The 19,278-nt window shown below is 58.9% G+C and carries 20 protein-coding genes and 1 tRNA gene; 9 read left to right on the forward strand and 12 right to left on the reverse strand.

Features of this window, described 5'->3' with window-relative positions:
- Window positions 1-33: 33 nt before the first annotated feature.
- The 4 genes from pnp (at window position 34) to F550_RS0110715 (ending at window position 4,919) form a co-directional block, all read left to right on the forward strand.
- The gene (gene pnp, locus F550_RS0110695) at window positions 34-2,166 is read left to right on the forward strand and encodes a polyribonucleotide nucleotidyltransferase (protein ID WP_018148550.1); all 2,133 of its coding nucleotides are present in this window, start codon (window positions 34-36) and stop codon (window positions 2,164-2,166) included.
- 213 nt (window positions 2,167-2,379) lie between these two features.
- A complete protein-coding gene (locus F550_RS18955) occupies window positions 2,380-3,216 on the forward strand; it encodes a CAP domain-containing protein (RefSeq protein WP_083910969.1) in 837 nt (278 codons plus the stop codon).
- Window positions 3,217-3,352: 136 nt separating this feature from the next.
- Complete coding sequence (gene udk / locus F550_RS0110710) at window positions 3,353-4,036, forward strand: uridine kinase (RefSeq protein ID WP_018148553.1); 684 nt, start codon at window positions 3,353-3,355, stop codon at window positions 4,034-4,036.
- Between the two features lie 25 nt (window positions 4,037-4,061).
- Window positions 4,062-4,919, forward strand: coding sequence for a CAP domain-containing protein (locus F550_RS0110715; protein ID WP_018148554.1), 858 nt, complete (start codon window positions 4,062-4,064; stop codon window positions 4,917-4,919).
- A gap of 4 nt (window positions 4,920-4,923) precedes the next feature.
- On the opposite strand, the gene F550_RS0110720 is transcribed toward F550_RS0110715, so the two are convergent.
- Window positions 4,924-5,580, reverse strand: a complete 657-nt coding sequence (locus F550_RS0110720; RefSeq protein ID WP_026180712.1) for an NAD(P)H-binding protein — start codon at window positions 5,578-5,580, stop codon at window positions 4,924-4,926.
- Window positions 5,581-5,713: 133 nt separating this feature from the next.
- On the opposite strand from F550_RS0110720, the gene F550_RS0110725 reads away from it, so the two are divergent.
- Entirely contained in the window at window positions 5,714-6,616 is a 903-nt protein-coding gene (locus F550_RS0110725; RefSeq protein ID WP_018148556.1) for an SDR family NAD(P)-dependent oxidoreductase, read from the forward strand.
- A 24-nt stretch (window positions 6,617-6,640) separates the two neighbouring features.
- On the opposite strand, the gene F550_RS0110730 is transcribed toward F550_RS0110725, so the two are convergent.
- The 7 genes from F550_RS0110730 to F550_RS0110760 all read right to left on the reverse strand — a co-directional run bounded on the left by F550_RS0110730 (window position 6,641) and on the right by F550_RS0110760 (window position 11,632).
- Window positions 6,641-8,038 carry a hypothetical protein gene (locus F550_RS0110730; protein ID WP_018148557.1) on the reverse strand — a complete coding sequence of 466 codons (1,398 nt, stop codon included), beginning with the start codon at window positions 8,036-8,038 and terminating at the stop codon, window positions 6,641-6,643.
- A gap of 194 nt (window positions 8,039-8,232) precedes the next feature.
- Window positions 8,233-8,487 (reverse strand): YjhX family toxin, encoded by a 255-nt coding sequence (locus tag F550_RS0110735; RefSeq protein ID WP_018148558.1) that lies wholly within the window; start codon window positions 8,485-8,487, stop codon window positions 8,233-8,235.
- A 238-nt stretch (window positions 8,488-8,725) separates the two neighbouring features.
- The gene (locus F550_RS17585) at window positions 8,726-9,028 is read right to left on the reverse strand and encodes an Lrp/AsnC ligand binding domain-containing protein (protein WP_324603048.1); all 303 of its coding nucleotides are present in this window, start codon (window positions 9,026-9,028) and stop codon (window positions 8,726-8,728) included.
- A gap of 52 nt (window positions 9,029-9,080) precedes the next feature.
- Window positions 9,081-9,536, reverse strand: a complete 456-nt coding sequence (locus F550_RS0110745) for an EF-hand domain-containing protein (protein ID WP_018148560.1) — start codon at window positions 9,534-9,536, stop codon at window positions 9,081-9,083.
- Between the two features lie 92 nt (window positions 9,537-9,628).
- Window positions 9,629-10,444: an enoyl-ACP reductase FabI gene (locus F550_RS0110750; RefSeq protein WP_018148561.1), complete on the reverse strand. Its 816-nt coding sequence runs from the start codon at window positions 10,442-10,444 to the stop codon at window positions 9,629-9,631.
- Between the two features lie 102 nt (window positions 10,445-10,546).
- A complete protein-coding gene (gene fabA, locus F550_RS0110755; protein WP_018148562.1) occupies window positions 10,547-11,095 on the reverse strand; it encodes a bifunctional 3-hydroxydecanoyl-ACP dehydratase/trans-2-decenoyl-ACP isomerase in 549 nt (182 codons plus the stop codon).
- Between the two features lie 78 nt (window positions 11,096-11,173).
- Window positions 11,174-11,632: an SH3 domain-containing protein gene (locus F550_RS0110760; protein ID WP_018148563.1), complete on the reverse strand. Its 459-nt coding sequence runs from the start codon at window positions 11,630-11,632 to the stop codon at window positions 11,174-11,176.
- 173 nt (window positions 11,633-11,805) lie between these two features.
- Between F550_RS0110760 and F550_RS0110765 the strand changes: the two genes are divergently transcribed.
- Together F550_RS0110765 and F550_RS18585 are read left to right on the forward strand one after the other, a co-directional pair.
- Window positions 11,806-12,792, forward strand: coding sequence for a 2-hydroxyacid dehydrogenase (locus tag F550_RS0110765; RefSeq protein ID WP_018148564.1), 987 nt, complete (start codon window positions 11,806-11,808; stop codon window positions 12,790-12,792).
- Between the two features lie 64 nt (window positions 12,793-12,856).
- A complete protein-coding gene (locus F550_RS18585; protein ID WP_156807914.1) occupies window positions 12,857-14,932 on the forward strand; it encodes an alpha/beta hydrolase family protein in 2,076 nt (691 codons plus the stop codon).
- 96 nt (window positions 14,933-15,028) lie between these two features.
- On the opposite strand, the gene F550_RS0110775 is transcribed toward F550_RS18585, so the two are convergent.
- From F550_RS0110775 to F550_RS0110790, 4 genes are all read right to left on the reverse strand, one after another.
- The gene (locus F550_RS0110775; RefSeq protein WP_018148566.1) at window positions 15,029-15,274 is read right to left on the reverse strand and encodes a DUF1150 family protein; all 246 of its coding nucleotides are present in this window, start codon (window positions 15,272-15,274) and stop codon (window positions 15,029-15,031) included.
- Between the two features lie 211 nt (window positions 15,275-15,485).
- Window positions 15,486-16,160 carry an FAD-binding oxidoreductase gene (locus F550_RS0110780; protein ID WP_018148567.1) on the reverse strand — a complete coding sequence of 225 codons (675 nt, stop codon included), beginning with the start codon at window positions 16,158-16,160 and terminating at the stop codon, window positions 15,486-15,488.
- A gap of 193 nt (window positions 16,161-16,353) precedes the next feature.
- Window positions 16,354-16,429 (reverse strand) — tRNA-Ala (locus F550_RS0110785).
- A gap of 63 nt (window positions 16,430-16,492) precedes the next feature.
- Window positions 16,493-17,125, reverse strand: a complete 633-nt coding sequence (locus F550_RS0110790; protein WP_018148568.1) for a TIGR02300 family protein — start codon at window positions 17,123-17,125, stop codon at window positions 16,493-16,495.
- A gap of 103 nt (window positions 17,126-17,228) precedes the next feature.
- On the opposite strand from F550_RS0110790, the gene aroA reads away from it, so the two are divergent.
- Entirely contained in the window at window positions 17,229-18,551 is a 1,323-nt protein-coding gene (gene aroA / locus F550_RS0110795) for a 3-phosphoshikimate 1-carboxyvinyltransferase (protein ID WP_018148569.1), read from the forward strand.
- A 115-nt stretch (window positions 18,552-18,666) separates the two neighbouring features.
- Complete coding sequence (locus tag F550_RS17595) at window positions 18,667-19,173, forward strand: macro domain-containing protein (protein ID WP_018148570.1); 507 nt, start codon at window positions 18,667-18,669, stop codon at window positions 19,171-19,173.
- Window positions 19,174-19,278 lie beyond the last annotated feature (105 nt).

Genomic DNA, 19,278 nt, shown 5'->3' on the forward strand with positions numbered 1-19,278 from the left:
GCGGGCTTTTCGCATGAAGAGAAAGAAGAACGCATGTTTGACAAGCAAACCGTGTCGCTGGAATGGGCTGGCCGCACGTTGACGATCGAGACGGGCCGTGTCGCTCGTCAGGCTGACGGGGCCGTCCTCGTTACTTATGGGGACACCACAGTCCTCGCGACCGCAACCTTCCGCAAGGAAGCGAAGCCCGGACAGGACTTCTTCCCGTTGACGGTCAACTATATGGAAAAATATTACGCAGCGGGCCGCATCCCTGGCGGCTTCTTCAAGCGTGAAGGTCGTCCGACCGAGAAAGAGACGCTGACGTCCCGTCTCATCGACCGTCCGATCCGTCCACTTTTCGTTTCCGGTTTCAAGAATGAAGTCCAGGTCGTCCTGACCGCGATTTCCTATGACCTGGAAAACGATCCAGACATTATCGGCATGATTGGCGCCTCCGCTGCGCTGGTTCTGTCGGGCGCCCCGTTCATGGGCCCGATCGGCGCTGCGCGCGTCGGCTACAAGGACGGCGAGTATCTGATCAACCCGACGGCTGACGACCTTGAAGAGTCCGAACTGGACCTCGTTGTCGCTGGCACGACCGACGCCGTGATGATGGTCGAATCCGAAGCCAAAGAGCTTGCCGAAGACGTGATGCTCGGCGCCGTTATGGCTGGTCATGAAGCCATGCAGCCGGTGATCGACGCGATCATCAAGCTGGCTGAAAAGTCTGCCAAGGAGCCTTTCGAGTTCGAAGCCGAAGATCTTTCGGCCGAGCTCAAGAAGATCCAGGACCTCGTTGGGTCGGATCTCTCGGCTGCCTATCAGATCACCGACAAGCTGAGCCGTCAGGAAGCTGTCGGCGGCGCCCGCGAAAAAGCGGCTGAAGCGCTGGTTGCGACCGAAGACAAGCCAGACGGCATGTCAGAAGGCGTCTTCAAGTCAGCTTTCAAGAAAGCCGAAGCGTCTGTCGTTCGCGGTGACATCATCAAGACCGGCAAGCGCATCGATGGCCGTTCGCTCGATCAGGTTCGCCCGATCGTTGCCGAAGCTGGCTTCCTGCCACGCACACATGGCTCTGCCCTGTTCACGCGCGGTGAGACCCAATCGATCTGTGTCGCAACACTCGGCACGTCCGACGATGAGCAGTTCATCGACGGCCTGGGTGGCACGCACAAAGAAAAGTTCATGCTGCACTACAATTTCCCGCCCTATTCGGTCGGTGAAACAGGTCGCATGGGCGGTGCAGGTCGCCGGGAAATCGGTCACGGCAAACTGGCATGGCGCGCCCTTCGCGCGGTCCTGCCAAAGCCGGAAGAATTCCCGTACACCATCCGTCTCGTCTCCGAGATCACCGAGTCCAATGGTTCGTCCTCGATGGCGACCGTTTGTGGCGGCGCTCTGGCGATGATGGATGCGGGTGTGCCAATCACGCGTCCGGTGTCCGGTATCGCGATGGGCCTCATCAAGGAAGCCGACGGCGTTGCTGTCCTTTCTGACATTCTTGGGGACGAAGACCACCTCGGCGACATGGACTTCAAGGTCGCTGGTACCGAGAAGGGCGTCACCTCGCTGCAGATGGACATCAAGATCGCAGGTATCACCCGCGACATCATGCAGACGGCTCTCGATCAGGCAAAGGGCGGCCGCGCCCACATCCTGGAAGAGATGAACAAGGCGCTTGCTGAATCGCGCGGCGAACTGTCGGCCAATGCGCCGCAGATGGAGATCGTGAACATTCCGGTCGACAAGATCCGTGACGTGATCGGCTCGGGCGGCAAGACCATTCGCGACATCGTCGACACAACGGGCGCCAAGCTCAATGTCGAAGACGATGGCACGATCCAGATCTCCGCGCTCGACCGCGAGTCCATTGATGCTGCCAAGAAGCGCATCCGTGAGCTTACCGCTGAGCCGGAAGCCGGTGAGATCTATGAAGGCAAAGTCGTCTCCATCAAGGATTTCGGCGCCTTCGTGAACTTCTTCGGCCCGAAAGATGGTCTGGTCCATGTTTCTCAGATGGCTGATGAGCGCATCAACCACCCCAAGGACCTCGTCAAGGAAGGCGACACGATCTGGGTCAAGCTGATGGGCTTTGATGACCGCGGCAAGGTTCGTCTGTCGATGAAAGCCGTCGATCAGGAAACCGGCAAGGACAAGGAAGGCGACGCGGCAGACGCCGAATAGTCGCTTTTGCAGACGTCCTGTCAGGCCCCGTCTGACCGGCAAAAATCGTTAATTTTGAAGAGGCCGCCTGCGAGGGCGGCCTTTTTTAATGAGAAGCTTCAGATCGCAAGGTCGAATTTCTCCAGTAAAAACAGACTCAGTCCGTATACCGACGTAATTTTTATCTCGAAATCGGTCGATTTGGCATTGACACATAACTGTCACAAACCTTTCATGACACTTATGTTACACAAATATGACACCTCTCGCACTCGTTCGCTGCTGGCTCTGGCGGCAGTCTCGGGTGCAATTGCGGCACTTCCAGCAGCCGCTCAATCATCTTGCGCCCCAGATGATGGGTATGCGGATGGTCTTGTAAGCTATGTCGCCGAAGTCGAAGCGTGTCTCGACAAGAGCGAGTTTGACGCCACGCGGGAAACGGGCATCTTTGATCGAACCAATGCGGTCCGAACCCGGGCGGGCGTCTCCCCGTTGAACCGGCGCGCCTCGCTCGATCGTGCAGCCCGTGCGCATGCGCTCGATATGGCGGCGCGCGGTTATGCCGGCCACAATGATCTTGAAGGCCGCGGCCACATCTACCGGATGCGAGCGCTTGATCGTCAGGTTCTTGCAAGCGCTACAGGCGCGAACGTCGCCGTGCTCGATGCCGATGCATCGGTCAGCGATATCTATGCCGCCATCTCTGGCGACAGCGCCAATCGCGAGAACCTTGTCCACGGCGGCTTCACCGACACTGGTCTAGGTATCGCCGAGGCTAATGGGCGCCTTTATGTGGTCCAGATGCTGACAACGGTGGATGGTGAGCTCGAAACGCCGCTGCCGCTTCAGATCGCTGGGGCCACCAGCTTTAGTCCCCGCGTCAATCAGGACTATTTCCGCACCGCTGGCTGGAGCCTTTCAGACGCATCGGGCAACCGGCTGGCTGGCGGCACGCTGATGCGCATGCATGACGTCGCCTTCGACCGCGATGATACTGGCTATCTCGATGTCCTCGTCGAGCTCGACGCCGACACATATGTGCTCAGGGGCCCGCTGGTGACACGCCGCTAGGTACCGCGCGCGAAACCAGGACAAAGACACAAAAGAGGGCGCTCACCGCAGGGAGAGCGCCCTTTGTCCGTTCAGGCGGCAGTATCAGCACGCTGCCGGGTTCCCATCGTCAACGCTTCCGTTTACATCCGGGGCGATGACCAGCTCACCTTTTCTTATCGCGATGTCCGGCGGATCGGGTTCAGGCAAGTCGACGCTCGCCGACGCTCTGATCGACACCCTCGGACCAGAGCGCGCCGTCATCTTCCACGAAGATGGCTACTATCATCCCATGCGCCATTACGGGCCGTGCGACACTGAGGCCCAGCGAGCGGCGATCATCGAGCAGGTCAATTATGATGACCCCGCCTCGAAGGATACCCATCACCTCGCCAATGACATCCGCGCGCTGAAGAATGGCCAGACCATCGATCAGCCGGTCTACGACTATGAGCGCCATGATCGCTCAAAAGCGACCCATCGCATCGCGCCGGCCCCGGTGATTATCCTGGAAGGCATACACGCGCTTTCCATCAAGGAACTGGGCGATCTCATCGATCTCTCCATCTATGTCGACACACCGGATGATCTCAGGATTGCGCGCCGTATCCGCCGCGACGTTGTCGAGCGCGGCCGGCAGGTGGAACATGTGATCAGCCAGTATCTCGGCACGGTGCGCGCGGCGCACTACCGGTTCACCCACCCGGCCAAATTCGAGGCCGATCTGGTTATTGCAGATGAGGGCCTGCCTGCTTATGGGAATGTATCGGCCAGCCGTGATGCAATTGACCGCATGTTGGCGCCAATTTTGTCCCGCCTCCAATTAATAGGTGTCCTGTAAACTTTTTTGCCGTATAGTGGCAAAAATGAGGGGAATTATTGTTTTCTTAACCATTTTCGGGGGTATTTTCGCCTTTCAGGCGAGTGCCCAGTGCCGAATTTCGTTTGTTGAGCGAGCAAACGACATCCCTACCTATGTCGAAAATGGCCGCGCCTGCCTTCAGGATATTCCTCAGGGATTCAAGTTTGACGAAGAATTTGAAGCCAGATTTGCTGAGCGGATCAACCAGACACGCCGTGAGCATGGCTTGCCGACGCTGGTCTATCGCACTGAATTGCGCAACGCCGCCCGCTGGCACAGCCTCGACATGGCGGCGAACGACTTCTTCAATCACCAGGGCCTCGATGCGACGATGCCAAAGGATCGCATCAACGCGCTCGACCGGACCCTGTTGACCAGCCTCCTGCTTGAAAACATTGCGTCCATTACCGGCAATTTTGACTGGGACACCGTCGTTGAGCGTCTGCACACTGGCCTGATGAATTCCCCCAGCCACCGCGATGCGATCCTGCGCGATGGCATTACGCATTTTGCCATGGGCGTCGTGACGACTGAGCGCGGTGTCTGGCTGACAGAACTTTTTGTGCGCCAGGACGGCTCTTTCGACCGACCGGTGCCCTTGCGTATCGACGCCGGGACGACCATCCGCCAACCGGCCACGCTACGACGCTGGAAGATGAGCGGTCTTGCCATGATGAGCGGCGACAATGATGCCGTCGACCTGCCTGAAGAAGGCTGGGCCATGGGCCGCGTGCCTCCAACGCTTCGTGGGAAAATCGATCTCACGGTGCGCGGCGAGAAAGCCGGCCCCCAGCCGAACCAGACCGTCTACATCCATTTCCACGGACCGACAGTCGAAGTCCGGCCTGCACGGTCCTCCTGACCTCTTAATTACGTCTCAGCGCCGCCACCGCTTCGGCAACCGGTGTATCGCCGTTCGTCAGCTCGAAGATGTCCTGTCTGATTTCCGGCGTGTCGATCAGTTCGGCGATAAAGGCCGCCACATTCCCGCGAGCCACATCGCCATAGGTCAGTGCCCGCCCAGCGGCGACTTGACCGTCGCTATCCTCGCTTTTCAGCGTGCCCGGCCGGACGATCACATAGTCAAGACCACTGGCAGCCAGGGCCGCATCGGCCTTCTTCTTTTCACTCATATAATGTTCGAAACCTTCGCCAAGGTCGCGGTCACGACCCGCGTCGGGGAAAACCGAAACGAGATAGATGCGCTTCACGCCAGTCGCGCGCGCCGCCTCGATCAGTTTCACCGGTCCCTGCCCGTCGATCATGCTGGTACGCTCAGCTCCACTACCGGCCGCGCCTGCCGAAAAGACCACCGCGTCTGCGCCCTTGATGATGGCCGAAAAGTCGTCCGCGCTCATTTTCATGAGGTCGCCTTTGGCAGGCGTCGCGCCCGCATCCTTCAGCTCTCGCGCCTGCTCATCCTTGCGAAGCAGGCCCGTGACGCTGTGGCCCCGGCGGATCAGCATCGGAATGAGACGGCTTCCAATGCCGCCGGTCGCGCCGATGAGAACAATATCTGCCATGTCGGTATCTCCACTTCTGCCCTTTGCAACCAGCGCCACCTCACGAAGTTCCGGCGCTTTCCCATTGGTCAGCATTGGCGCAATCGTGGCCCACCCTTAGGATGACGGGAAAACATAAGGGAGGAGATTTCAGATGAAGGATTTCAGCGGAAAGATTGCCGTGGTCACCGGCGGCGGCAATGGAATGGGCCGGGAACTGACCAAACAGCTCGCCGAAGCCGGCTGCAGCATCGCCATTTGCGATATCTCGGAAGAGGACATGGCCGAGACGGTCAGGGCCGCCGAAAAGCTCGCGCCGCAAGGTGTGCGGGTCACCAGCTTCCGCGCCGACGTCGGCAAGGAAGACCAGGTCCAGGCCTTCGCCGACCATGTCCGTGAACACCACGAGACAGACCATATCCACCTTCTCATCAACAATGCCGGCATTGGCGGCGGTGGCAGCTTCGTCACCGGGCCGCGTGAGAACTGGGAGCGGACCTTCAATGTCTGCTGGTACGGCGTTTACAACAATGCGCGCGCCTTCATGGGTATGCTGGTGGCCGCCGATGAAGCCCATATCGTCAACGTGAGCTCGGTGAACGGCTTCTGGGCCAGTATCGGGCCCGATACACCGCATACGGCTTACTCAGCCGCCAAATTCGCCGTGAAGGGCTTTACGGAGGCGCTTATCACGGACCTCCGGCTCAACGCGCCACATGTGAAGGCGTCGGTCGTCATGCCCGGCCACATCGGCACGCAGATCGCCCTCAACACACTGCGAGAGTTCGGCGACGACTCTGCTGTTGGCGGCGGCAACGAGGAGTATGAAGAGGCAAAGTCGCGCGGTGAGCAATTCCGCGACAATGCGATCACCTCGGCCGAAGACGCGGCCCGCATCATCCTCGATGGCGTGCGCGCAGACGACTGGCGCATCCTGATCGGCCCCGACGCCGAAGCCATCGATGAGGCTGTGCGTAAATCACCGCGCAAAGCCTATGAAGGCGACTTCGGCATGAGCATCTTTGCGAAACTGCGCGAAGCGATCATGCCGGGGTGAAGCTGGCGCGGCGCATTATGCCGATTATAATGCGGATAGCTTGTTGATGAGCTCCCGGGTGTCCCGAACGTGACGATGTGTTGGCAGCATCTTTTCTTCCTGCAAAAGTAGTATGATTTTCAAATCATTGAGCGCGGCCTGTGTTTTTCCGAGACCCGCTTCTATCTTTGCCTTTAACCAACGAGTGCGAAGTACGGTAGGATGGTCAGTATTGAGCACTTGCTGTTGAACATCCAGCAAAGCTAGCACCTTCTCTAATGCAGCAGATGCGTGGCCCAAGTCAGATAGAAGTTGCGCTTCAAGATCGCGCGTTGTGAATACCACAGGGTGCTTAGCACCCCGCACGCGTGTTATGATCGGCAGCAGTGCCTGCACCTTCTCCAACGCGCCAGAGGCATCGCCGGTATCCGACAAAATCTGCGCTTCAAGATAGCGTGTTGTGAGTACGCTAGGATGGTCTCTGCCTTGCAAGCGTTCTTCAAGGGAAAGAAGGGAATGAACCTTCTCCAACGCGCAAGATGTGTCTCCGATATCGGCAAGAAGCCGCACCTCGAGGATGCGTGTTGATAGCACATTGGGATGCTCAGTGCCCTGAACGCGCTCTTGTACGGGAAGAAGAATTTGCACCTTCTTTAAAGCGTCGGATATATCTCCTCCCATACCTCGCGCTTGAGCTTCGTGATAACGAGCCGCGAAGCCGGCTGGTTGATCGTAAACACCTGCCCGCTTGGCCGCGAGAAGGCCCCGACTGAATAAGCGCACGGCCAGACGATACAGCCCCTTCTGGACTAGCGTATTACCGTGAGCTTGGATTACAGAGATTAACTTGTCCGCATCTTTCGGATCGCTTGGCAGAGAGGTGTTCCATAAGTCGGAGCTTCCGATGGCTTCGCCAAAATCTGCCTGGGCGAAAACGATCTCCTCGAGCACTCTCTGCGTTTCGCGGTCACGGGGTTCAAGCAACACGGCGATATGCGCATAACGTCCGGCTAAGCCTAGCGCACTTTCCGTATCACGTTCTGCCATGATCGATAGCGTATGATCGGCTAGCTGGCGGGATATGTCGGCAAGTCCTGGGGCTATATTGTCGAAGCCGATCTGGAGGGCTTGGACCGCACGTTCATCATTGCCCTCCTGACGCTCTCGACTGGCCCGGTCGAGCATGTTGTGCGGATTGTAGAGTGCTTCAGCAGCCTTTGCCTCAGCTACGCTGGCAAGAAGCGACCGCCTTTCTGCTTCCAGCCTCGCGGCTTCCGATTTGGCACCATCGCGCTCGCGCTTGTAGCTAGTGACGCGGGTCGACGACCATATCCAGCCGACAAGTGGTAGCAGGACGGTCACAGCGATAGCGACCTGATTGGCAGGGGACTGCAGTTGCCAGTCGCTCAGGACGGCCACAAAGAAACTGACGAAGTCGCCCATCACCTCTCCTCAGCACGGCGCAGCTAAAATTGCCATAGGCGCCGATGTCCAAAGCAGGGTCAACTTGAGGATCAGCCAAACGCCTCGTCTTCTCATCCTTCGACAGGCTCAGGATGAGGTTGGAGTGACACTCGGTTCGTAGAGGAGCCTCACCCTGAGCGAAGTAGAAGGGCGAGGCCTCCTCCGTGAGCGGCCTAGCGATTGTCGAGCTCTGACCTCACCAGTTCCAGCCCCCGCCGCGTGATGCGATAAGGCGCGCCGCCTTTCGACGCGATGGCGCGTTTGCGTTTCAGCTTACGAAAAAGGCACTCGTCGACGCCGGGATAGCGCCAGCCATCGCGGCTATAGCAATTCAGGTCTGCGAGTTTGTTTCCGTGGCGAATGACTTCGATTTTCCCGCCCTGCGCAAGCAGGTGCAGGATGCGCTGTTCGGCGCGAGAGATATCCATGTGAAATTAGTCCGGAGAATTGCGCTCTCAGAGCGCACAAAAACCGTCTCGGTGCGCGGGCTCGCGTACCGGGCTCTGTTTTTGTCGGCCTGCCCTGCCTTTCAGCAAGTTAGACAGGCCCCCTAGCGGGACTCAGACTGGTTGCGTGTCATCAACACTCCATTGGAGTTCTCCCAATGCCGCGATCGAGACCTCTGGTCAATATGTTGAGGAAACCAGGGAGGCTTTGCCCTAGCGCCTAAACCGGGATCGCGGTGTCGAATTTCACGCGCCTGTAGATGACATTTGTCGTCGTTCTCGCAATCGCAGGGTTGGAGAGAAAATTGTCTGCCACCCAGTCGTCATAGGCAGGCAGGTCCTGAAAGTGGGCGATGACGATGAAGTCCACCTCGCCGGAGACCGTGTAGCACTGGCGAACCTCCGGCGCTGCCTTCATCGCCGTCTTGAAGGCTTCACAGGTGGCGTGGCTTCGCGAGCGATAATGCCAGGCTGGGCGACAATCGTGCACAACAAAAAAAGACAGGCAGCGGCACCGAGCCACTGCCTGTCTTCATTTCTATAGGTTTTGGATCAAAAAAACTGGTCGACGTGGTCTAGTTCGCCGCGCCCGTGCCTGTCACAGCGTCATAATACTCTTCGAAAGAGAAGTTACCGTCGCTATCAAGATCATGGTCGTCAAAGCGGATCGCGGTGTCATTGCCGCGGTTCTGCCACTCAGACCATTCCTCGCGCCCGATCATGCTGTCGCCGTCCTGATCAATGGCGGTGAAGGCCTGCTGAGCATTTTCACGCTGCACGCTTTCATCCGTCATCATGTCATTTTCGGTGGTCATGCTATCGGCGGGTTCGCCCATCATGTCGTCAGACATGCCGTCTTCACTGACATCGCCCGTCATGGCACCATTTTCGGCCATATCGTTATCGGCCATGCCATCGGTCGCCATATCTTCATTGGCTGCCGGAGTGTTAACCGTCTCAGGCTCCTGCTCACAGGCAGCGGCGCCCATAAGTGCAAGCGCACATGTTGCGCCGAGAATACGAAATTTCATTTCTAGCCCCTTTAGCTATAGTTCAACTATAAACTCAGAAACTCATTAACGCGCATGTAGTTCCATAGGGAGCAAGCAATGCCAGGGCGTTTTTACTCTTCGCCCATGTCCGGCACACCGACGACGTGGAAGCCGGCATCAACGTGAAGCACCTCTCCTGCCACTGAATGGCCAAGGTCCGACAGCAGGTAGAGCGCGGCGCCTGCGACGCCTTCCATACGCGTGTCTTCCTTCAGGAGCGACATGTCGCGGCCTGTGCCCATCAGCGACTTGCCCCCCTTGATGCCTGCCAGTGACAGCGTGCGCATGGCGCCAGCTGATATGGCGTTCACGCGGATGCCCTGAGGCCCGAGATCGCGGGCAGCATAGCGGGTGGAGGCCTCGAGCGCGGCCTTCGCGACACCCATGACATTATAGGACGGCACGACACGCTCGGCGCCAAGATAGGTCATGCAGATGATCGAGCCGCCATCCGGCATCATCTCGGAGGCACGGCGCGAGCAATCGATGAAGCTGTAGACCGAGATATCCATTGCCCGGCGAAACCCTTCCCGGGTCGTATTGGCGACCATGGAGCCCTGCAGCTCATCCTTGCCGGCAAAGGCGATGGAGTGAACGAGAAAGTCGATCTTGCCCCATTTTTCCTTCACCGCCGCAAAGGCCTCATCCATCGACGCGTCATCGGTCACATCGGCAGGGATCATCGTGTCCATACCGATCGACTCGACCAGCGGACGCACCCGGCGCTCAAGGCTCTCGCCCTGGTAGGTGAAGGCAATTTCTGCGCCCTGGGCGGCAAGCTGTTTCGAGATACCCCAGGCGATCGAGTTCTGGTTCGCGACGCCCATGACGAGGCCGCGCTTGCCCTTCATCAGTTCGCCTTCCGGCATGTTCCAGTCGTCAGCCATGGTGAAATCCTCGCGTGAAGGTGGATTTAGGTTTCTGCCTTCGGGCTAGGCGGGCAGATTGTTTTGGTCAAGCCGGTGAGGGGCCAGTGACGGCCCACCGCATCAGCTCATCGCGCCGCCGCCTTCGAGCACGTTCTTCAGGCCGACCTTCATGTCGATCGCCGTGTAGACATGCTCATCATCAACATAGACGCGGCCATCGGCAATGCCGAGATTGAGCTTGCCGCGGCGCACCCGTTTGATGTCGATGACGTATTTGACGAGCTTCTTGTCCGGCGTGATCTCACCGGTGAACTTCACCTCGCCAACACCAAGCGCCCGGCCCTTGCCGGGTGAGCCGGACCAGCCAAGCCAGTAGCCGACCGCCTGCCACATGGCATCGAGGCCAAGGCAGCCAGGCATCACCGGATCCCCCGGAAAATGGCACTGGAAGAACCAGAGATCAGGTTTGACGTCATATTCGCCGATCACATGGCCTTTCCCGAAGGCGCCGCCATCGAGACTGATTTCGGTGATGCGGTCCATCATCAGCATCGGTGGCACGGGCAACTGCGCGTTCCCCGGACCGAAAAGCTGGCCCTGACCTGAGATCAGCAGCTCCTCCTTCGTATAGGAGGACTGGGGCGTGTGAAAATCATGCGGTCCGCTCATGCGAGCACCTCTACTTGCCGGGAATCAAGATCAGGGCATGAGCCTGCCCCAAAGCGCCTTGTCAAGCAAACCGCTGGGCTAAAGACCGGCGGAGTCGGTGTTGAGGCCCCAAAGCGAGGGCTTGTCCACCCAGCCGCGATAATCGCCCACGCGGACCTCGCACCAGCGTTCCTCGCAACTTTCCAGCTCAGCCAGAACGCCCGCCTGCAACGTAGCGCGCCCCGGTGACCCTGACTGCGCCCGGCGGCGCAAGACCGTCTCGCGGGTGACGATGACATGGCCGGGGTCGGTCAGCATACGTGCGGCCACCCATACCTCATCGCCATCGGGATCGCGGATCTGCGCCCAGTCGCGCGTTTCCTTTATGACCAGCACAGGCAGGCCGGCCCGCTCATACTCCCAGGCAACCTGATGGTCGGTCGATGGCCCGATCCGGCCATTCACACGTGAATAGCGAAGCGACTCGAAACGAGGCACCGGCTTGCCTGAAAACTGACTGATCTTCACGGTCTGCCCTGCGGCAAGCGGCGTTGCCAACTGGCAAGCAGTCAGGATAAGGCAGGCGGACAAAATATGGCGAAAGCAACCCAGCATATCGTCATCTAGGCCGCGCTTGGTGAATCAGGCGTAAAGGCCGATGCTGGTTTCGGGATGGATTGGCGCAGGCGAAAGGCTCTGCTATGCGCTGACCGCTAGGAAAGGAAACGCCCATGACCGCAAAGCGGCTAAAGGTTATCGTGACAAGGCGTCTGCCGGACCCGGTAGAGCTTCGCCTGAAAGAACTTTTCGACACTGAATTGAATGAAACCGACACGCCATTTGACGGCGCAAAACTGGCCGACGCGGTCAAGCGGGCCGACGTGCTCGTGCCGACCGTGACCGATGCGATCGATGCACGGCTTCTGGCGCAGGCAGGCCCGCAGCTCCGCCACATTGCGCAGTTCGGGGCCGGTGTGGACAATCTCGACATTGAAAGCGCGGTCCAGCGCGGCATCACAGTCACCAACACACCGGGCGTTCTGACAGACGACACAGCCGACGTGACAATGGCGCTTATCCTCGCCGTGCCGCGCCGCCTGCATGAAGGCATCAAGCTGCTGGAAGCTGGCAAGTTCGATGGCTGGGCGCCGACATGGATGCTCGGCAAGCGGCTCGCTGGCAAGCGTCTCGGCATTATCGGCATGGGCCGCATCGGCCAGGCTGTCGCCCGCCGCGCCAGGGCCTTTGGCCTGCAGATCCACTACCACAACCGCAAGCCGGTAAACCGTCAGATTACGGACGAGCTCGGCGCGACCTATTGGGAAAGCCTCGACCAGATGCTGGCCCGTATGGATGTCATCTCCGTGAACTGTCCGCACACGCCAGCGACCTTTCACCTCCTCTCGGCCCGCCGTCTCGATCTCGTTCGCAAGGACGCCTACATCGTCAATACGGCACGCGGCGAGGTCATCGATGAGGCAGCGCTCGCCCGCGCCCTCAAATCCGGCAAGATCGCCGGGGCCGGGCTCGACGTGTTTGAGCGTGAACCCTCGGTCAATCCAGAGCTTCTCGGCCTGCCAAACGTCATGCTGCTGCCCCATATGGGCTCTGCCACCGAAGAAGGCCGGATCGAGATGGGCGAAAAAGTCATCATCAACATCAAGACCTTTGCCGATGGGCACCGCCCCCCTGACAGGGTTATTCCCGCTATTCTCTAGCATTTGACTTGACGCTTCATCGCCGCTGCCATCAACTCAAGATCGAGTTTAGGAGGGCCGGGCATTGAAAAGATTGTTGTTTATACTGGCCTGCCTTGGCCTACCCTTTCTGGCTTCGGCGCAGGGCAGCTATGACTCGGCGCTGCGCAACAGCACCACCTTCCATGACTATCTGCGCGCGCCTGCACTCAGCAGTGTGGAGTTGTCGCCAAGCGGGCGCTGGTTGGCCGGTGTCAAACTGAACGCTCAAGGCATTTTCGTCTTTGTCAGCGACCTCGACAATCCGGACGAACAAACCCTCCACCTGCCATTCGACGAGTCGACCTTTGTGAACTGGGTCGAGTGGGCGAATGACGATTGGCTGATCGCATCGGTAACGGTCTTTGGCACGTTTGACGGCCAGATATATACGCGTGAAGGGCTCAACTACTACACCTTCTCTGGTTACGAGACGATGCCGATACCGGTGACGCGCCTATTCCTCCTTCGCAGGGACGGAACAGACGTCGAGCGTGTGTTCGAAGGTGTCAAATCCTTGGAAAAGCGCAATTTGAACCTCGGCCGGATTGTGAGCTTCCTGCCCAATGACCCGGATCATTTCCTGGTCGCAGCAACCCTTCGGGGCGATCTGGACCTTTTCCGCATTCAGGTCTCGACGGGCGACCATGAACGTATCGGCGTCGGCAAGACCCGCACGGTTGGCTGGTTCGCCGATATTGAAGGAGAGCCTGCCTTCAGGGTCGACGTGAACAGTCGCGGCACGCGCTATACCTATTATGGCCGTCAGGACAGACCGAACGGTAGAACATCATGGAAGCGGCTGAAATCTGTCCGCGCTGATGAGCGGGCCGAGGCGATCAAGCAAAGCACCGAGTTCCGTCCGCTGTCACCGGGAATGGTAACGGGCACCTACTATGTCGCCGCACGCCCAGCTGGTGAGCCGACGACCGGCATTCACCTATATGACTTCACCACCGATAGCTTCATCCGGCCCATTCGGGTCGATCCGGACCGCGATATTGAAGACGCGCTGATAAATCCGGAGTCCTACGAGTATCTCGGCAGCCGCTACTATGACGACCTTCTGAAGACTGAGTTTACCGACCAGACGATGCAGGCTCACATGAACGGGCTGGTCACCATGTTCGAGGACAAGGTGAATATCGACTGGACCGATAGCAGCCGCGATGGAAACCGCTGGCTCCTCTATGCAAGCGGCCCCCAGGAACCCGGCACTTATTACATCTATGACGTCGAGAAGGCGCGCATCCGCAATTATGGTAGCGCCTTTCCGAACCTCTCACCCTACCGGCTGGCCCCCACCGAGATCGTGACATATGAAGCGCGCGACGGATTGCCGATCACTGGCTATCTGACGGTGCCGAAGGGCGTGAAGGACGATGTCATCCCGCCGCTCGTGATGATGCCGCATGGCGGGCCTGAAATGCGCGATACAATAGATTTCGATCCGCTAGCCCAGATCCTTGCGGGGAACGGGTATGCCGTGTTCCAGCCAAACTTCAGGGGCTCGTCAGGTTACGGGCTCGGGTTCGCCGACGCGGGCAGGCGCCAGTGGGGCAAAGCCATGCAGCATGATCTCGAAGACGGGTTCGCCCACCTGGTTTCGGCTGGGAAAGCAGACGCTTCCAATGCCTGCATCCTTGGCTATTCCTATGGCGGATATGCTGCACTCGCCGCCGCAACACTGACACCCGACCTCTACAAATGTGTCATTGCCGCATCCGGACCGACAGATCTTCTGGAAATGCTGAAATGGGTGCGGGACGAGGATGGCAGCAGATCTGATGAATATGAATACTGGACCCGTCATATCGGCGATCCACGGCGCGACCGGGACGAACTTGCGTCCGTTTCTCCGGCGCGAATGGCCGAGAACGTTAAGGCACCGGTCCTCATGATCCACGGCCATGAGGACGCGGTCGTTCCGATCGAGCAGTCGTCGCTTATGGTCGAAGCGCTGAGCGAAGCTGGCAAGAGTGTAGAGTTCGTGGAGCTTTTCCGCTCAGGACACTCCCACCGGATGGCCGGGGATCGGCGAAAGGAAATGGAAGCCATCATCGGCTTTCTCGACAGTCACCTCAGCGTTGACCCGAGAATTTGGTCGTTCGCAGAAGACTGAGGCCGATGGTCGCCGGACCGTGCGTTCCAGTAAGTCTTCAGGCAACAAAAAAGCCCGGCTCATGGCCGGGCTTTTTCAATGCTTGTGATCAAACTCTTAGTGGACGCTGACCGGGCGCATTTCGTGCGCACGGGCCGCAGCGAATGCAGCCTCGCGGCCTTCCACAATGGCAAGTTGCTGACCGTCACCATTCGCAAGTACAAAGAGCGACTCGCGATTGTTTATGGTCTGCAGGGCTTCATCGGGAAGATCGTCCAGCTCGTTTTCCGCAATGCGGCGAACGTATACCAGATCCTTCGCGCTGAAGAGCTTTGCAGCTTGATGTTCAAGGTCTGTCGTCATGGCATGCTCCTTCCTTCAAAGACAGGACCACGACACATGAGGGTCCCGGCCAGTCGCCCCGCTTTGCGGCAGCACACTGATGGTGCCGGGTCTTTCCGTGTCATGACTTAAAATGGTGTCCGGTTTTGCCAGCTTCAAGCCGGAAAGTCGGCAAGATGTGGGCATTCGCTCGCCGACAGGGCCCTAGCTGAACAGCTGTTCAGCCTGTTGCCTAGTCGAACTGCTCGATCACGATATCGTCTTCGCTGACACCGATTTCCTTCAGCGCCAGAACGATGTCGTCGATCATGCCATCTGGCCCGCAGACATAGCATTTGCCCTTGCCAGGCTCGATACGCTCATTCAGCAGCGTCTTGTCGATCTTGCCTGTGTGAACGTCGGCTGTGGTCTGGTCGGTTACCGTGAAATAGGTCGTCAGGCCTTTCATCTGCTCGAAGTCTTCGCGGCGGATGATGTCGGCTTCGGTGCTGTTGGAGAAGATCAGCTCACAACCCTCCAGCGTGCCATCGTCTTCGAGGAGCTTGCGCAGGATTGCGATCATCGGTGTGACGCCCGCGCCGCCAGCAATGAACCAGCCCTTGCCTTCATCATTGATCGCGCCCCACGGCTCATCGACGAGAACCTTGTCGCCGGGCTGAAGCTTGGCAATCTGCTCGGTGACGCCGTCATGTTCCGGATAGGATTTGATCGTGAATTCCAGATAGCCATCAGACGGCAGGCTGGTCGGTGTGAACGGACGCTTCTCCTCGCGCCACTCATCCTTGTCGATCGCCATGTCGACCGCTTGGCCGGGCTTGATCGCAAGGCCGCCTGGCTTGTCGAAGCGTAGTTTGAAGACGTCGTGCGTAACAGGCTCTATAGATTGCAGGGTAAGCGCATGGCTCATGTGCTGATCTCCGATTCAATTGCGTGATTGACGGAGAAACGTGAGACGCAATGAGCGCGTTCCTGCGCGTAAAGTCGCAGGCAGCTGACGGCAAAATGCTTCTGCCGCGCCCAATACAAAAACGAGTTGGTAATGACATCCCCAGTACGGGGTGACTTCACATGTTACTGGCAAAAGCCAGACCTGTGAAAAATGGTGGAGCCTAGCGGGATCGAACCGCTGACCTCCTGCATGCCATGCAGGCGCTCTCCCAGCTGAGCTAAGGCCCCGAACCGGTCGGAGACGGGTGAGTTATAGGCTCACACGCCCCCGATCAAGTCTAATTGTCAGGATCACTTCTTGTCGTCATCCTCAGCGTCAGCTGGCTCATCGCCTTCTTCGCTGTCGTCATCGTCATCATCGTCTTCGCCAACGGCGTCGATATCGTCATCGATCTCGATGTCGGCGTCGAGATCGAACTCTTCTTCCTCGTCATCGTCGAGCGGAATGTCTTCATCGTCGTCATCATCATCGTCGAGGTCGTCTTCGGAGAAACCGGATGGCACTTTGCCCGGCGCGGCTTCCTCATCCTCGTCCTCGTCATTGCCTTCAAGAACGACTTCATCGGCTTCGGATCCGAGTTCGCGAGAGGTTTCGTCCTCGTCGTCCTCTTCTTCCTCTTCGTAGTCGTCTTCGTCGTCCTCGGACTCGTCGCCATCATCCTCGTCGGTATCGCGGGCGGCGGCCTTCTTCTTTTTCTTTTTCTTGTTCGTCTCTTCCTCGAGATCGTCCTCTTCGTCGTCGACAGGAACCGCGCTCTTGGCGCGCTTGGCTTTTAGCTTCGCGCTCGTCGTGCGGACTTCGTCATCTTCAGGGTCGAACTCCGCCTTGCACTTCGGGCAGACGGCAGGACGTTTGTTCAGATCGTAGAATTTTGCTTCGCAGCTCGGACAGATCTGCTTTGTGCCAAGATCAGGATCAGCCATTGGTAAGGAACTCCGGGCTCGATTTAATAAGTGCCGGGGCGCTTGCCAGAAACGCCCGCCCCTGTCAAAGCGCTTTTCGCGCTGATCTGCAAAGGAGAAATCATTGGCATGGACTTCGTTCCCGGTCGCGCGTTTCCAGGGTGCAATTCGCGCCCCAGGTGACAAGTCCTGTTCGCACCGCGCGCTGATGCTTGCTGGCATCGCTAAAGGCACCTCTGAGGTCACCGGCCTGCTTGAGGGTGAAGACGTGTTGAACACGGCCCGCGCCATGCAGGCATTGGGCGCTGAAGCAGAGCGTACAGGCCCGCAGAGCTGGCGCATCACAGGTGTCGGTGCCGCTGGACTGCGCTCCCCATCCAGCGCGCTCGACTTTGGAAATTCAGGCACAGGCTCACGCCTCATGATGGGGTTGATGTCAGGTTATGACCTGACTGCAGACCTCATTGGCGACGAAAGCCTCTCCGGCCGCCCCATGGGCCGCGTCATCGATCCACTGAAATTGATGGGCGCAGAATTTCTGCCCGAAGGTCGCAGCCAGCTGCCGCTGACCTTGCAGGGCAAGGCGAATCTAAAAGCCATTTCCTACGCCCCGAAACAGGCCTCCGCGCAGATAAAATCCTGCATACTCCTTGCTGGCCTCAATGCGGACGGCGAAACTGAAGTGACCGAGAAACGCGCCACCCGTGACCATACAGAACGCATGCTGCGCAGCTTTGGCGTTGAGGTTTCCGTCCGCGCTGGCACCGGGACCGAGAACATCGTGTCCATTCGCGGCGGACAGCAGCTTGAAGCCGTCGAGACCAGCATTCCGGGCGATCCCTCATCTGCCGCGTTTCTCATCGCAGGCGCGATCATCTCTCCGGCTGGCGGCGTCGTTGTCGAACACGTCATGTCGAATGAGACACGCGACGGCTTCTTTCAGGCGGCCAGCCGCATGGGCGCCGGTCTTGGCGCCGAACAGATCGGTGATGGAGCAGGCGAACGCCTGGTCGACCTCCAGGCCGCCACGAGCGCCCTCAAGGGCTGCGATATTCCTGAAACGCTCGTCGCATCGATGATTGACGAATTCCCGATCCTCGCCGTGCTCGCAGCTTTTGCAAAAGGCGAGACGCGGGTCACCGGGGCCGACGAATTACGGGTCAAGGAAAGCGACCGGATCAGCGCCATCGTCGCCATGCTGCGCGTCAATGGCGTCGAGGTCGAAGAGCATGAGGATGGCTTCACCGTGATGGGGTGCGACGGCCCACCGCCCGGCGGCGGCCTTGTCGAGACCCGGCACGACCACCGCATCGCGATGAGCGCGCTTGTCATGGGCACAGCGAGCCAGAAACCGGTGTCGATCGACAATGCCGACATGATCGCCACCTCCTACCCGGACTTCATGGACCACATGCGAGAGCTTGGCGCAGACATCCGAACTGCTTGAGGCAGCTATAACCTTCATGGCCGCCGCCTTCCGCAAGAGGACGGCGGTTCTCGTTCATGGCACCAAATGCGCGCAGCCCGCGTTGTGAGGTCACCAGACCACAAGGGAGCCCCCCATGAAGGGAACGATCGAAATCTACCGCGGCAACATTGTCGATGTGGACTGCGAGGTCATCGTAAACGCAGCCAACAGCTCGCTCATGGGCGGCGGCGGTGTCGATGGCGCGATCCACCGGGCCGCAGGTCCAAAGCTGAAAGAGGCCTGCAAGCCGCTCGCCCCGTGCCCGACAGGCGAGGTGCGCGTCACCGAAGGCTTTGACCTCGGCGACCGGCTCGTCTTTCACACGGTCGGTCCCGTCTGGCGCGGCGGCAGCGAGGGCGAAGCAGAATTGCTGAAGGCCTGCTACCTCCATTGCCTTCAGGAACTCATCAAGCGCGAACTGACGACCATCGCTTTCCCGGCCATTTCAACAGGGGCTTATGGCTTCCCTGCCAATGAAGCCGCCGGGATCGCCGTGCACGCCTGCCGCGAGTTCGCTGCCGACCACGACGTGAAAATCAGCCTCACCGCCTTCGACGAGCCGAATGCCACCGCAATCCAAGGCGCCCTCGATCAGCCCTGACTGCACCTCTCCACTCAGGAGAAAAGGATCATTGCGATTCCCCCAATGGGTGGTGGACAAAACTTTAGCTTGAATGAAGATAGCCGCTGGGGACTGTGGGGGCTT

This window comes from Henriciella marina DSM 19595 (assembly GCF_000376805.1).
In the GTDB taxonomy this organism is placed as follows: domain Bacteria; phylum Pseudomonadota; class Alphaproteobacteria; order Caulobacterales; family Hyphomonadaceae; genus Henriciella; species Henriciella marina.